Source organism: Actinoplanes sp. NPDC051537 (genome assembly GCF_055586105.1).
Window position 1 is genome coordinate 80,146 of the sequence record NZ_JBVJIU010000015.1, and the last position, 12,762, is coordinate 92,907.

A 12,762-nucleotide genomic window follows, 5' to 3' on the forward strand; every position below is an offset into this window, starting at 1 on the left:
GACATCGCGTTTCTAGGACATCGCGTTCCGGCTGATCCCCGAGGCCTGCACCGGCACCGTGAAGATCGCGCCGCTGCACGAGCCGTCCGCGTCGGGGGTCATCGCCAGCGCGTCGTCGAGGGTGAACGCTCCGATCGAGTTGCGCGGCACCTCCCACGACACCACGAACCGCTGCCGGGTCAGCCGCACCCGCACGTCCTTGCAGCCGCGCTCGCGATGCTCGGGGTCGGCGACGATGTTGCCCGCGCCGGTGGCGATCGAGGTGATCCGGATCGGGTAGTCGTAATCGTTGGTCACCGTGACCGTCAGGTTGCCGACCTGCCCCGGGAGCAGCGGATGGTTGAGGTCCGACCGGGCCCGCAGCGCGAGCTCCACCGCCGAGCCCGCGTTCCAGTGCCCGGTCTCGGAGCCGGTGATCCGCCAGTAGACCCACGCGGCGCCGGCGTTCACCACGACCGCCGCGGCCGCGGCCACCGAGAGGATCGCCCGGGTTCGTCCGTCCAGCCGGCGGCGTCGCGTGTCGCCGGGCCGTCGCACCTCCCAGGTCGGTTCCTCGTGATCGGACGGGCGCAACTCGATGTGCCCGTTCTGCTCCCGCTTCGCGGCGCTGTCGCGCCGCCGGGTGAGCGAGTCGAGCCTGATCACGAGCGCGCCTCAAATCCTTCGGCGGCGAGCCGTCTGCCGAGCGTTCGCATGCGGGCGCGTTCCTCCTCAAGGACCGGGTAGAACTGTGTATTCAACGTTCCCCGACGACCCCGGGTCGTGTGATCGGCATTCCGTCCGCCGTTGTGCGCGCATATATCGCACAGGAGCGGCTGTCCGGCCTAACCCCTTAGGGTGACGCGTCCGGCTCAACGTATCCCCTGGTCGTGGCCCCTGCATTTAATCAAGGAAGTGGCGGGTCCCGGCAAATGCAAGCGCACCCGCTCGGCTTAATCCGTACGCGCCCAAGAAATAGATCGAGCCCCCGGCTACGGGACCCTGCCGGGGGCTCGACCATTTCCCGATCGGCTCAGCCGGAAGCGACGGTAGGCGCGGACTCGTCGCTCCCGGTGGCGACCGGGCTGGGTGTGGTTTCGGGCGACGCCGGCCGGGTCTCGGCCGGCGTCGCGCGGGGAGTGTCATCCGGCGCCGCGGTGGCGGGCGCGATCGTGGCCGCCGGCTCGCTGGTGGCCGGGGCAATGGTGGCCGGCTCGGCGGTCGCCACGGGATCGATGGGCCCGGCCACTGCCGCCTCGGTGGCCGGGCCGGCACCGGCCGCCCGTGCGGCCGGCGTGCCGGGGAAGGAGAGGCGCTGACTCCTGCCGCTCTCCTCGCCCACCCAGAGCCGGTACCGCGGGACGACGGTCCAATACCACTTCCCGCCCGCGACCTCCGCCGCCGCGAAGGCGACCGACTCGCTCGCTCCGCCGCCGGCGGCCACGGTGTGCGTGACGTCGGGGAGCGGCGGTTCGCTCACGCTGTGCGCCGTGACCACGTACCGGTCCATCCGGTCGCCGGGCGCGAGCTCCTGCGCGCTCCAGCTGACCAGCGCGCCGGCGCCCTGCTTCGCGACGCTCGGCGTGACCCCGCGCGGCATCGTCTCCGAGCGCACCCGGAACGAGACCGCCTTGCTGGGAATCGCCCAGTCGGCGCGGGCGACCATCGTGCCCGCGACGACGACGGCGCCGACCACGGCCGCGACCACCAGGTAGGTGAGCGGTCGCCTCATCGGCCGGTCCTCGCACCGACACCGAACAGGCCGATCGTGAACCTGGTCGCGGCGCACTTCGGCGTCGTGTTCGGCGGCATGGTCACCGCCAGCGTCCCCGGCAACGTGGTGCGGCCGTGCGCCCGGACCAGGGCCGGCAGCCGGCCGCCGTAGTTCGAGACGCGCAGCCCCGAGGTCGGGCACCCGTGGCGCGAGGTCCTGACGACTCTCCCACCGAGCCGGTCGATCCGCAGGGTCCATCGGCCGGGATTGACGATGGTGAGCCTGATTCGTTGCGCGGCGCCCGGATACAAACCCCGGACCGACGTTCCCTCCACGGTGAACCGGTCCGGGCTGCTGCCGTCCCGCCCGACCAGGATCAGTTGCGGCCGGTCGAGCCCGTCCCGCCCGGGCGATCCGAGGGTCGCCAGGGGAAGGACGATCAACGCCAGCGCGGTGATTGTCGTCCGCCATCTCACGCTTCAAGCTCCTGCGCTTTCGGTGGGAGAGCCGGGATCAGGCCGAGCGCAGTTCGCCGTTGAGCTTGAACGTGATCTTGAAGATCTTCCCCGCGCAGGCCGGGTCGGCCGCGGCTTCCATTCCGACGAAGCCGTTGAACGTCGCGTTGACCGTCGTGTTGGGCGCGATGTCGACGTCGTCGGGGTTGTCGTTGAGGACGATGTGGGCCATCCCCTGGTTGCAGGTGCCGCTCTCGCTGTTGTTGTTGACCGCGGCCTGGTTGTCGTAGACCTTGACGAGGATCGTGCTGGTGTCCACGGTCGTCGCGGTAACCGGGTACTCGTTGTAGTTCCCGATCGACGCGGTCGCGTTGACGGCGTGCCCCGGCCACACGTTCCCGACGTTGGTGATGTTGGCGATCACCGGCTGGATCGTCGAGCTCGTCGCGGACGCGTTGCCCTGGCCGTTGAACCACCCGGATGCGTAGGCGAAGGCCGCGGTTCCGCCGGTGATGGCGAGGGCCGTGCCGCCGAGGAAAGCGACGGAACGCTTGGTGAGCTTGCGCATGGGGGAGTTCCTCCTGGAACGGTCATTGTTCGGTGTGGCCGGCCCGTTTCGGCGTCCGGCGCTGCGACCAAGATGACCGACGCGGAATCGTCGGGCGATAGGTATTCCGTTCGCCCTATCCGAACGCTGCGCCAGCCGCCCGCGACCGTTCCGGTTACCCCGAAAGGCGGAGCCGCACGCCGCTGATCAGCGTTTCCGAGCTCGGTGCAACTATTGCCACCAGGGAAGTGTTGCCGCTAGCAACAGTCCGCCATCTTCTCAACCCAGAGGGAGATCAAAATAGCCTGGACGGCGGCTGAACGTGAAAAAGCGGGGGCAAAAATCGCGTACCGGCCGCACTATTTCCGGCCCTAATGGGTTAATGCTTCCTCGAAAGAGGCATACCGCGTTAGGTTATGTCAGCGCCGGGGCCGGGCGGCGATCGCCTCGATCTCGACCCGGAACCCCGGATGCACCAGACCGCCGACCTGGACCAGCGAGCTGGCCGGCGGGCGGGACACGTCCACGAACTCGTCGCGGACCGTGCGGAACGCCGCCAGGTCGGCCATGTTCGTCAGGAACACGGTCAGCTTCACCACATCGGCCATGGTGGCGCCGGCGTCGTCGAGGATGGCGACGATGTTGCGGAACACCTGGCGGGTCTGCTCGGCCGTGTCGTCGTAGCCGACCAGGCGGCCGGTCGCGTCCAGCGGCACCTGGCCCGAGATCAGCAGCATCGGCCCGTCGAAGGAGACGGCGTGGCTGTAGCCGTTGACCGGCGGCGTCCCCTCGGGCCGGATGTGGTGCTGCATGCGGGCGAGCCTAGCCGCTACGGTCGTGCGATGACACGGGTCTTCGGCGAGGTGGCATCGATCTACGACGACGTCCGGCCCGGTTACCCGGACGAGGTGCGACAGGCGATCATCGCGTACGGCGAACGGATGCCCGACGAGATCGTGGATCTCGGAGCCGGCACCGGCAAGGCCACCGAGCTGCTGCTCCGCCTGGAGAGACCGCTCACCGCGATAGAGCCCGACCCGCGGATGGCCGACGTTCTGCGGGCCAAGTTCCCGGGGGTCGGCGTCGAGACGACGACGTTCGAGGACTGGCGGCCGGCCCGGCGGCCCGACCTGATCGCCTGCGCCACCGCCTGGCACTGGATGGACCCCGGGACCCGCCATCGACGGGCCTTCGACGCGCTCGCGCCCGGGGGCGTTCTGGCGATCTTCTACCACCGTTACGACGTCCTCGACGCCGCGCAGTCCCGGGCGATCGGCGAGCTGCTCACCCGGATCGACCCCGACGTGCCCGACAAGGACGAGCACTGGGTGCTCGACGACATGACGGCCGCGGGCATCTGGTCCGACGTCGAGGAGCGGCGCTTCCACGCCCGGCCGGTCTTTTCGAAGGAGCGCTACCTCGCGCTGATGCAGACGTTCTCGCCGTTCCGCCGCCACTCCGACGCGGTGCGCAAACGCACGCTCGACGGGCTCGGCGCGCTGCTCGACGATTTCGGCGGCGAGGTCACCCTCGATTTGCGGACGACACTGGTGCTCGGTCGTAGGCCCTGACCATCGTCGCCCGGGCGATCTCGCCGGGCGCGCGGCCGGCTCGCGCCGCCACCCGGCCGTCCGGGGCCCAGATGCCGGAGCGGCCGGCCGTCTCGGGGTAGCCGCCGCCGGTCGGTCCGGCGAACGACGAGGTCGCCACCCAGACGCCGTACGCCTGGCCGGCGAGCCGGGCACGCTCGGCCGCCACCGTCTCGCCCTCGGGCGGGTCGACGACGCCCGCGACGTACGCGTGAATGCCCAGCTCCGCCGTCTCCGCGAGGTGCTCCGGGATGCCGGTGTCGCGGCAGATCGCCAGGCCCAGCCGCCAACCGTCCACCTCGAGCACCGCGGGCGACGGCCCGGCCCGGAAGCGCTCCTCGGTGGTGTGCGGGTGCCTCTTGCGGTACGCGACGCGGACGCCGCCGCCGTCGACGGCCAGCATGCCGATGTACGGCCCGTCGACCGGCGCCCCGGCCAGCGCGATCGTGTCGGTGGCCGCGCACGCCTCGACCAGCGGCGCGAGCCGGGGATCGTCGAGCGCGAGCTCCGGCGCCTCCAGCTCGTACCCGGTCAGCGACATCTCGGGGAAGACCACGACCCGGGCCGCGGCCGCGCGGACGGCGGCGGCGTGGCGGGTCGCGTTCGTGGCGACGTCGAGGGAGACGACGCGCGGCTGGGCGACGGCGATGACCAAGGAGCGCATGGGCCGATCATTCCTTCGGGGGGTCGGTGCTGGCTAGCGGCGAACGGCTTGGACCAGGAATCGATGGGCGGTCACCGTGAGGGGACCGCGTAGCCGGATGATCGAGTCGAGCCGCTCCAGGCCCTTCTCGTACCGCTCGGTGGTGAAGTCCCGGATCTGCCAGGGCAGATCACGCAGCCGGCGCACGACCGACCCGACGTCGGCGAAGACCAGCGCGGGGTGCTCCTCGCGGATGTCGGTCACCTCGAGGCCGCCGGCCCGCAGCCGGGCCGCCGCGACCTCGGCGTTCCACGGCTGGCGGTAGGCGGGCGGGGCGCCCAGAAGCCGGTTGATCTCGGCCAGGTCGTCGCTGCCGACCTGCTGGGTGAGCAGGTGGCCGCCCGGTCGCAGCAGGCGGAGGATGTCGGCGGCCGGCAGTCGCCCGTGCCGGCTGAGCACCACGTCGAACTCGTCCTCGCCGCCGGGCAGCTCGGTCAGCACCGGCACGCCGAAGGGTGCGAGCCGGTCGCGGGCGACGGGGGTGTTGCGGGCCCAGCTCTCGACCGCGACGGTGTGCGCCGGCAGCGGGGCGAGCTCGGCGAGGAGCTCCCCGCTGCCGGTGTCGAGGTCGAGCACGGCGGTGGCCCGGCGCACGAGGGCACGGGCGAGTTCCGGGTACGACCAGGAGGGCTCCCCGGGGCGGCCGTCCAGCCAGGCGAACTCCCAGCCGGTGGCGCGCTCGCCGAGAGCCGTCGCGGTCGACTCGACCGGCTCGCCGTACTGCTGCCCGCTGCGCACATGCCGACGTTAGCCAGGCCACCTATGAGCCCGCCCGGGTTGTGACGCGACTCAAGCTCGAAACATGGTTACGTTATGGCAACGGCGAGGCGGGGCGCTAGCTGTTGCGCACCGGCATGAGGATCGAGAAGCGCGACTCGCCCGGCACCCGCACGGCGAGCGGGTGGATCGGCCCGTCCAGCTCCAGCAGGAGTTGCCCGGCGCCACCGGCGTCCAGCGCCTGCAACAGGAACTCCCGGTTCACGGCCACGTGCTGCTCCGCCGACCACTCGCTCTCGGTGGCCAGCCGCACGCTTCCCTCGGGATCAAGACCGAAGATCACGAGGTCGTACGTCGACCCTTCGTGCTCCCGCGTCGCGACCGGTGCCGCCGCGACCATCTCGCGCAGTCGCGCGGTGTCGACGGTGACCCGGGCGGTCGGCTCTCGCCCGTGATCGAGCAGTCGCCGGTAGTCCGGGAAGTCCACGGCGAGCGGCTTGCCCTCGACGACCGCGCCGCCCGTCTCGGCCCGCACCGCATCTTCACCGAGGTCCAGCGTGATCTCGCCGTCGAGCGCACGCAGACCGTCGACGAGCGTGAGGGGCAGCAGCAGGCGGGCGGGTGGCCCCTCGACCGCGGCCGGCAGCTCGGCCACGGCCAGCCGGAAGCGATCGGTGGCGACCAGCGTGAGCAGGTCGTCGCCGGCGTCGAACAGCACGCCGGGCAGCAGGCCGCCGGGCTCGGCGGCGGCCGCGAACCGCACGGCGTCGAGGCTCGCGGCGAGGGCGGCGGCGGGCAGGGTGATCCGGGTCATCAGGTTCTCCTCCAGGTCCAGCAGGGCGTGGATGCGAAGGAGCTCACGCTGGGCGTCGGCGAGGCCGTCCTCGAGCCGTTGCCGATGGCGGTGCAGCCGGCGGCGTACGCCATCGGGTTGGTCCATCTCCCGCACCGCCGCGGCGATCTCGGCGACCGGAAGTCCCACCCGCCGCAGCCCGGCGATCAGCCGGGCCGCCCGCACCTGGGCATCGCTGTACCACCGATAGCCGGTGGCCGGATCGACCTGAGCCGGCACCAGCACGCCCGCCCCGTCGTAGAACCGGAGCGCACTGACCGCCAGCCCGCTGGCCCGAGCCACCTCACCGATGCCGCGCATGTCTCCTCGCACCCCGCCGACCTTGCCGCCTCGACCTGCTGGAGGGTCAACCCCGGCAAGCTAACCGATCGCGAGGGTTGCGGCCACGCCCAGCATCACGACGGCGATCAGGCCGTCCAGCACGCGCCAGGCGGCGGGCCTCGCCAGCAGCGGGGCGAGCCGGTGCGCGCCCGCGCCCAGGGCCGTGAACCAGACCAGGCTCGCGGCGGCGGCGCCCAGGCCGAAGAGCCAGCGGTGGGGGTGGCGCTGGGCGACCGAGCCGAGCAGCAGGACGGTGTCGAGGTAGACGTGCGGGTTCAGGTAGGTGAGGGCCAGGCACGTCAGCACCGTCGCGCCGAGGGTGGCGGGGGCTCGCTCGGCGGGGGTGAGCTTGGTGGGGCGCATCGCGCGGCGGGCGGCCATGATGGCGTACGCGATCAGGAACGCGGCCCCGACCCAGCGGATGACCGTGACGGCGGACGGCCGGGCCGTGACCACCGCGCCCAGGCCGCCGATGCCGGCCAGGATCAGGAGCAGGTCGGAGAGGGCGCAGACGGCCACGACCGCGAGCACGTGTTCCCGCCGCAGGCCCTGACGCAGGACGAAGGCGTTCTGGGCGCCGATCGCGACGATCAGGACGGCGGACGCGACGAAGCCGGCGAGCAGGGAGGTGAGCACCGGATTGACGCTAGGCGGTGCTCACGGCGTACTCAAACTAAAGATTTTGACGTTGGTTTAGAATTTCTTACGTGGATCAGGTGCAGCTCGCGACATTCCAGGCGGTGATCGGCGCCGGGAGCTTCGAGGCGGCGGCCCGGCAGCTGCACGTCACGCCCTCGGCGGTCAGTCAGCGGATCAAGGCGCTGGAGAGCTCGGTCGGGCAGGTGCTGGTGCGGCGGGCGAAGCCGTGCGTGGCGACCCCGGCGGGGGAGGCGCTGGTCCGGTTCGCGGGGCAGGTCGAGCTGCTGGAGCGGGAGGCGCTGGCCCAGGCGAACGACGGCGCCCGGGTCTCGATCGTGGTGAACGCCGACTCGCTCGACACCTGGTTCCTGCCGGCGCTCGCGGCGGTGCCCGGGCCGGCCTACGAGCTGCACACCGACGACCAGGACTACACCGCCGACCTGCTGCGGTCCGGCACCGCGATGGCGGCGGTGACCGCCGAGCACACCGCCGTGCAGGGGTGCCGGCTCGAACGGCTGGGCGCGATGCGCTATCTGCCGGTGGGCAACCCGGCCGCGATGATCGTCTACAACCGGAAGGACCGGCTTCAGCACCGGTTCCTGGAGTCGGTCGGGCAGAGCGCCGACGTGCCGATCCACTACGTCCCGGCGACGGCCGCCTTCGTCGAGGCGATCCGGCTCGGGCTGGGGTGGGGCATGGTCCCGGAGCAGCGCGCCCTGGCCGACATCGAGGCCGGCCACTATAAGCCGATATTTCCGGATAAGTTTGTGGACGTGCCGCTGTATTGGCAGTACTGGAAGATCGAGTCGACGGTGCTGCGCGACCTCACCGCGGCGGTCCGGAACGCGGCCGCCGCGGCGCTGCGATAAGCGGGCTCAATGGTGTAGCGGCTCAGCCGTTGGAGCGGCTCAGCCGTTGGAGGGGCTCAGCCGTTGGAGGGGCTCAGCCGTTGGAGCGGCTCAGCCGTTGGAGCGGCTCAGCCGTTGGAGCGGCTCAGCCGTTGGAGGGGCTCAGGCGTTGGAATGCAGGGCCGAGTTGAGCTCGATGCCCGTGCCCGTCCGGGGCCGCGCCTCCAGGGTCCCGGTCACCGAGTTCTGCCAGAAGAGCAGGTTGTCCTGCCCGGAGAGCTCGCGGGCCTTGACCACCCGCCCGTCCGGCAGGGTGAGCTTCGACCCGGCCGTGATGTAGACGCCGGCCGCCACCACGCAGTCGTCGCCGAGCGAGATGCCGATGCCCGCGTTCGCCCCGATCAGGCTGCGCTCGCCGATCGAGACCCGCTCCTTGCCGCCGCCCGAGAGCGTGCCCATGATGGACGACCCGCCGCCGATGTCGGAGCCGTCGCCGACCACGACGCCCTGGACGATGCGGCCCTCGACCATCGAGACGCCGAGCGTGCCGGCGTTGAAGTTGACGAAGCCCTCGTGCATGACCGTCGTGCCGGCGGCCAGGTGGGCGCCGAGCCGCACCCGGTCGGCATCGGCGATGCGCACGCCGGCCGGGGTGACGTAGTCGGTCATCCGCGGGAACTTGTCGAGACCGTGGACGGCCAGGTGGCGGCCGGCCGCGCGCTCGAGCAGGCGCAGCTCGTCGACCATGTCGGGCGGGCACGGGCCGGCCGACGTCCAGGCGACGTTCGACAGCGTGCCGAAGATGCCGTCGAGGTTGATCGAGTTGGGCACCACGAGGCGATGCGAGAGCAGATGCAGGCGGAGGTACGCGTCGGAAGCGTCCACGATCGGGTCGGCCAGCGACTCGATGGCGACGCTCACTTCGACCACGGTGAGGCCGGGCAGCGCGCGCGGACCGGTCAGCCCGGCGGGCAGCGCCGACGGCTCGGCCGGCCCCTCCCCGAGACCGAGGTAGCCGGTCGGGAACCAGGTGTCGAGAACCTGCCCGTCGGCCGTGACGGTGGCGAGGCCGATGCCCCACGCGGGCGAGGTCGAGATCGCGATTTCCACGTATCAGACCCTACTAAAGGCGCCCCGGCGGCCGGTGGGCGCGTGACGAGGATCGTAAGTCCGAAGCTGATTCACCCACGGCCGGTATGGTGCGCCCTATGGCCAACCCGCTGACCCCGGACGTGCTGGTCGACCCGGTCGAGCTGACCCGCGCCCTGGTCGACATCGAGTCCGTGTCCCGCAACGAGAAGGTGATCGCCGACTGCGTGGAGGAGGTCCTCCGCAAGGCGCCGCACCTGAGTGTGGACCGTCTCGGCAACACGGTGATGGCCCGTACCGATCTCGGACGGGAACAACGGGTGGTGCTGGCCGGTCACCTCGACACGGTGCCGATCAACAACAACTTCCCCTCGACGGTGGTCGACGACCTGATCTACGGCTGCGGCACGTCGGACATGAAATCGGGTACGGCGCTGGCCCTGCACCTGGCGGCGACGCTGCCCGACCCCGGCTACGACGTCACCTACCTGTTCTACGAGGCCGAGGAGATCGAGTCGCAGTACAACGGGCTCACCCTGGTCTCCGAGCAGCACCCCGAGTGGCTGCTCGCCGACTTCGCGGTGCTGCTCGAGCCGACGTACGGCGTGGTCGAGGCCGGCTGCCAGGGCACTCTGCGCGCGCTGGTGCGCACCCACGGCCGGCGGGCGCACACGGCCCGGGCCTGGCGCGGGGTCAACGCGATCCACGCGGCCGGCGAGGTGCTGCGGCGGCTGGACGACTACCGGCCGCGGACGGTCACGATCGACGGCTGCACGTACCGCGAGGGGCTCAACGCCGTACGCGTCAAGGGTGGGGTCGCGGGCAACGTCGTGCCGGACGAGTGCGAGGTCGAGGTCAACCTGCGCTTCGCCCCCGACCGCACCGAGAAGCAGGCTTTCGAGCACGTGCTCGAGGTCTTCGAGGGCTTCGAGGTCGAGCTCACCGACTCGGCCCCCGGCGCGCTGCCCGGCCTGACCGCCGAGCCGGCCCGGGAGTTCCTGGCCGCGGTCGGCGAGGAACCGGCGGCCAAGCTGGGCTGGACCGACGTCGCGCGGTTCGCGGCGCTGGGCATCCCGGCGCTCAACTACGGCCCGGGCGACCCGCTGCTCGCGCACGCGCCGGACGAGCACGTCGAGATCGGCAAGATCAGGGACGGCGCGGCGACGCTGCACCGGTGGCTGTCCGCGTATTAGGCGGGTGCTCCGCCCGTACCGGAAACCGGTCTTGATCCTTTAAATGACCTGGACCGTCACGCGGCCGATCGCCCGCAACGCCTGCGGCGGGATCTCGATGGTGGCTTCCGGATCATGCGGCGGCTTGGTCTCGGCGCGCGACATCCGCCGCTCCTCGACCACGAGGCGGATGCGGCGCTGCATGCGGCGCTGTTCCTTCAGACGTTCGTATCGGTTCGTCACGGTGGCTCCCTTAGCCCAGGAACCCAGCCGAGACTGGGCGCCGTGCCGTCGATTTCGTAACTGTACAGACGCTCCAGAGCTACCGTCCGTTGCTTCAATCTGGCAAAAAGGTTCGCCGGTCGCAATCCTCTTACCGAAACCCAACCGGTTATTCACCGCCTACTGACCGTCCGCACTACCTTTTAGGCATGACGGACAGCACCAAACGGCGGCCACACGAGCCGGAGCGTCACCGCGGAGCGGTCACGCTGCGCCGCGAATCCCTCCCCTCGAGCACGGCCGACGAGAAACTGCTCGACTCGAGCAACCGGCGAGAGTGGAAGACCAAGGACGCCTGGCGCTCGCTGCGCATCCTGTCCGAGTTCGTCGAGGGTTTCGACACCCTGGCCGACCTGCCGCCCGCGGTGAGCGTCTTCGGCTCGGCCCGCAGCAAGCCCGACAGCCCCGAGTGCGAGATGGCCGCCGACCTCGGCGCGGCCCTGGCCGAGGCGGGCTACGCGGTGATCACCGGTGGCGGGCCGGGCGTGATGGAGGCGGCCAACCGGGGCGCCACCGAGGCCGGCGGCATGTCGGTCGGGCTCGGCATCGAGCTGCCCTTCGAGCAGGGCCTCAACGACTGGGTCGACGTCGGCATCGACTTCCGCTACTTCTTCGTCCGCAAGACCATGTTCGTGAAGTACGCGCAGGCGTTCGTGGTGCTGCCCGGCGGCTTCGGCACGCTCGACGAGCTGTTCGAGGCGATCACCCTGGTGCAGACCAAGAAGGTGACCCGCTTCCCGGTCATCCTGATGGGCTCGGACTACTGGTCCGGCCTGCTCGACTGGATCAGGCAGACACTGCTCAAGGATGGCAAGGTCAGCGACTCCGACCTCGAGCTCATCCAGGTGACCGACGACGTGGACGAGGCGGTACAGATCATCGTGGATGCCGACGCGGCCCTCGCCGAGACCAGCGGGAAGCGGTGACGTGGCCGCCATCGGCGTCTTCTGCGCCTCCTCCAACAAGCTCGATCAGCAGTGGCTCGATCTGGCCACGCACACCGGCGCCGAGCTCGCCGCCCGCGGGCACACGCTGGTCTCCGGCGGCGGTTGCGTCGGCATGATGGGCGCGGTCGCGGACGGCGCCCGGGCCGGCGGCGCGCACACGCTCGGGGTCATCCCGCAGTCCCTGGTGGACCTCGAGGTCGCCGACATGAGCTCGGACGAGCTGATCGTCACGGACGACATGGGCAGCCGGAAGAACCTGCTGATCGACCGGTCGGAAGCGTTCGTCACCCTGCCCGGCGGCCTCGGCACGCTGGACGAGCTGTTCGAGGTCTGGACCACGGCCACGCTCGATCTGCACGCCAAGCCGATCGTGCTGCTCGACCCGACCGGGTTCTACGACGGGCTGATCTCCTGGTTGGGGCAGCTCGCCGACACGGCTTTCGTCCGTACGGCCGCCCTCGAACGAGTGATGATCGCCAAGTCGATCGGCGAGGCCTTCGACGAGATCGAGCGCGCGCTTCCGTAGCCCTTTGCGGGCAGCATCACGCCGGGTGGGTGTCACCACACCCACCCGGCGTGATTCGTACCCCGGCGAGCCCGCCGGAGACCCGGGGGCGCGCCAGAAACGCGCTCTCACCGGACGCGCTCGGTGCGCTCGCGCCGGTTACCCGACGGGGTCGCAACTCGCCGGGGGACGCCTCGGATCTCGCAGGGGTGGCCCCTGCCGGAACGGTGCGATGCGGCGCTGCCGCTCCGGCAGGGGGCCTGCGGGTGAGGGGCCCGACTGCTAGAAGCATTTAGCTTTACGCTGCGCCCAGCTGCCGGGACACGTCAAGACATGTCGATCAGTAATCGCACAATGACATTGTGCGGTTTTCGCCGCCGTTCATCCGGTGTGGAACACTGC

16 protein-coding genes are annotated in these 12,762 nt (G+C 70.9%); 5 read left to right on the forward strand and 11 right to left on the reverse strand.

Annotation, left to right across the window (positions count from 1 at the left end):
* Window positions 1-12: 12 nt before the first annotated feature.
* From ACZ6TB_RS32930 to ACZ6TB_RS32950, 5 genes are all read right to left on the reverse strand, one after another.
* A complete protein-coding gene (locus ACZ6TB_RS32930) occupies window positions 13-645 on the reverse strand; it encodes a hypothetical protein (RefSeq protein WP_465561019.1) in 633 nt (210 codons plus the stop codon).
* A 367-nt stretch (window positions 646-1,012) separates the two neighbouring features.
* Window positions 1,013-1,711, reverse strand: a complete 699-nt coding sequence (locus ACZ6TB_RS32935; RefSeq protein ID WP_465561022.1) for a hypothetical protein — start codon at window positions 1,709-1,711, stop codon at window positions 1,013-1,015.
* Window positions 1,708-2,169, reverse strand: coding sequence for a hypothetical protein (locus tag ACZ6TB_RS32940; protein ID WP_465561024.1), 462 nt, complete (start codon window positions 2,167-2,169; stop codon window positions 1,708-1,710). Before ACZ6TB_RS32940 ends, ACZ6TB_RS32935 begins: the two co-directional genes overlap by 4 nt.
* 37 nt (window positions 2,170-2,206) lie before the next feature.
* Complete coding sequence (locus ACZ6TB_RS32945) at window positions 2,207-2,716, reverse strand: hypothetical protein (RefSeq protein ID WP_465561027.1); 510 nt, start codon at window positions 2,714-2,716, stop codon at window positions 2,207-2,209.
* A 398-nt stretch (window positions 2,717-3,114) separates the two neighbouring features.
* The gene (locus ACZ6TB_RS32950; protein WP_465561029.1) at window positions 3,115-3,507 is read right to left on the reverse strand and encodes a RidA family protein; all 393 of its coding nucleotides are present in this window, start codon (window positions 3,505-3,507) and stop codon (window positions 3,115-3,117) included.
* A gap of 30 nt (window positions 3,508-3,537) precedes the next feature.
* Here ACZ6TB_RS32950 and ACZ6TB_RS32955 point away from each other — a divergent pair, with 30 nt between their 5' ends.
* Window positions 3,538-4,266 carry a class I SAM-dependent methyltransferase gene (locus ACZ6TB_RS32955; RefSeq protein WP_465561032.1) on the forward strand — a complete coding sequence of 243 codons (729 nt, stop codon included), beginning with the start codon at window positions 3,538-3,540 and terminating at the stop codon, window positions 4,264-4,266.
* On the opposite strand, the gene ACZ6TB_RS32960 is transcribed toward ACZ6TB_RS32955, so the two are convergent.
* From ACZ6TB_RS32960 to ACZ6TB_RS32975, 4 genes are all read right to left on the reverse strand, one after another.
* The gene (locus ACZ6TB_RS32960) at window positions 4,220-4,948 is read right to left on the reverse strand and encodes a carbon-nitrogen hydrolase family protein (RefSeq protein ID WP_465561034.1); all 729 of its coding nucleotides are present in this window, start codon (window positions 4,946-4,948) and stop codon (window positions 4,220-4,222) included. The two genes, ACZ6TB_RS32955 and ACZ6TB_RS32960, sit on opposite strands and share 47 nt — an antisense overlap.
* 33 nt (window positions 4,949-4,981) lie before the next feature.
* Window positions 4,982-5,725, reverse strand: a complete 744-nt coding sequence (locus ACZ6TB_RS32965) for a class I SAM-dependent methyltransferase (protein WP_465561037.1) — start codon at window positions 5,723-5,725, stop codon at window positions 4,982-4,984.
* A 97-nt stretch (window positions 5,726-5,822) separates the two neighbouring features.
* The gene (locus tag ACZ6TB_RS32970) at window positions 5,823-6,857 is read right to left on the reverse strand and encodes a DNA polymerase III subunit beta family protein (RefSeq protein ID WP_465561040.1); all 1,035 of its coding nucleotides are present in this window, start codon (window positions 6,855-6,857) and stop codon (window positions 5,823-5,825) included.
* Window positions 6,858-6,917: 60 nt separating this feature from the next.
* Complete coding sequence (locus ACZ6TB_RS32975; protein ID WP_465561043.1) at window positions 6,918-7,514, reverse strand: LysE/ArgO family amino acid transporter; 597 nt, start codon at window positions 7,512-7,514, stop codon at window positions 6,918-6,920.
* Window positions 7,515-7,585: 71 nt separating this feature from the next.
* On the opposite strand from ACZ6TB_RS32975, the gene ACZ6TB_RS32980 reads away from it, so the two are divergent.
* Window positions 7,586-8,386 carry a LysR family transcriptional regulator ArgP gene (locus tag ACZ6TB_RS32980; protein WP_465561046.1) on the forward strand — a complete coding sequence of 267 codons (801 nt, stop codon included), beginning with the start codon at window positions 7,586-7,588 and terminating at the stop codon, window positions 8,384-8,386.
* 141 nt (window positions 8,387-8,527) lie between these two features.
* Here ACZ6TB_RS32980 and dapD read toward each other — a convergent pair whose 3' ends face one another.
* Window positions 8,528-9,475: a 2,3,4,5-tetrahydropyridine-2,6-dicarboxylate N-succinyltransferase gene (gene dapD, locus ACZ6TB_RS32985; RefSeq protein WP_465561048.1), complete on the reverse strand. Its 948-nt coding sequence runs from the start codon at window positions 9,473-9,475 to the stop codon at window positions 8,528-8,530.
* Window positions 9,476-9,573: 98 nt separating this feature from the next.
* Here dapD and dapE point away from each other — a divergent pair, with 98 nt between their 5' ends.
* Window positions 9,574-10,647, forward strand: a complete 1,074-nt coding sequence (gene dapE, locus ACZ6TB_RS32990; protein WP_465561050.1) for a succinyl-diaminopimelate desuccinylase — start codon at window positions 9,574-9,576, stop codon at window positions 10,645-10,647.
* A 39-nt stretch (window positions 10,648-10,686) separates the two neighbouring features.
* On the opposite strand, the gene ACZ6TB_RS32995 is transcribed toward dapE, so the two are convergent.
* Entirely contained in the window at window positions 10,687-10,869 is a 183-nt protein-coding gene (locus ACZ6TB_RS32995; protein WP_465561052.1) for a hypothetical protein, read from the reverse strand.
* 188 nt (window positions 10,870-11,057) lie between these two features.
* Between ACZ6TB_RS32995 and ACZ6TB_RS33000 the strand changes: the two genes are divergently transcribed.
* Window positions 11,058-11,834: an LOG family protein gene (locus ACZ6TB_RS33000; protein WP_465561054.1), complete on the forward strand. Its 777-nt coding sequence runs from the start codon at window positions 11,058-11,060 to the stop codon at window positions 11,832-11,834.
* A 1-nt stretch (window position 11,835) separates the two neighbouring features.
* Window positions 11,836-12,381: an LOG family protein gene (locus ACZ6TB_RS33005; protein ID WP_465561057.1), complete on the forward strand. Its 546-nt coding sequence runs from the start codon at window positions 11,836-11,838 to the stop codon at window positions 12,379-12,381.
* Window positions 12,382-12,762 lie beyond the last annotated feature (381 nt).

Excerpts from the sequence above, each read along its gene's own strand:
- ACZ6TB_RS32935 (WP_465561022.1), bottom strand. The coding sequence starts at position 1,711 with ATGAGGCGACCGCTCACCTACCTGGTGGTCGCGGCCGTGGTCGGCGCC.
- ACZ6TB_RS32945 (WP_465561027.1), bottom strand. The coding sequence starts at position 2,716 with ATGCGCAAGCTCACCAAGCGTTCCGTCGCTTTCCTCGGCGGCACGGCC.
- ACZ6TB_RS32950 (WP_465561029.1), bottom strand. The coding sequence starts at position 3,507 with ATGCAGCACCACATCCGGCCCGAGGGGACGCCGCCGGTCAACGGCTAC.
- ACZ6TB_RS32955 (WP_465561032.1), top strand. The coding sequence starts at position 3,538 with ATGACACGGGTCTTCGGCGAGGTGGCATCGATCTACGACGACGTCCGG.
- ACZ6TB_RS32960 (WP_465561034.1), bottom strand. The coding sequence starts at position 4,948 with ATGCGCTCCTTGGTCATCGCCGTCGCCCAGCCGCGCGTCGTCTCCCTC.
- ACZ6TB_RS32970 (WP_465561040.1), bottom strand. The coding sequence starts at position 6,857 with ATGCGCGGCATCGGTGAGGTGGCTCGGGCCAGCGGGCTGGCGGTCAGT.
- dapE (WP_465561050.1), top strand. The coding sequence starts at position 9,574 with ATGGCCAACCCGCTGACCCCGGACGTGCTGGTCGACCCGGTCGAGCTG.
- ACZ6TB_RS33000 (WP_465561054.1), top strand. The coding sequence starts at position 11,058 with ATGACGGACAGCACCAAACGGCGGCCACACGAGCCGGAGCGTCACCGC.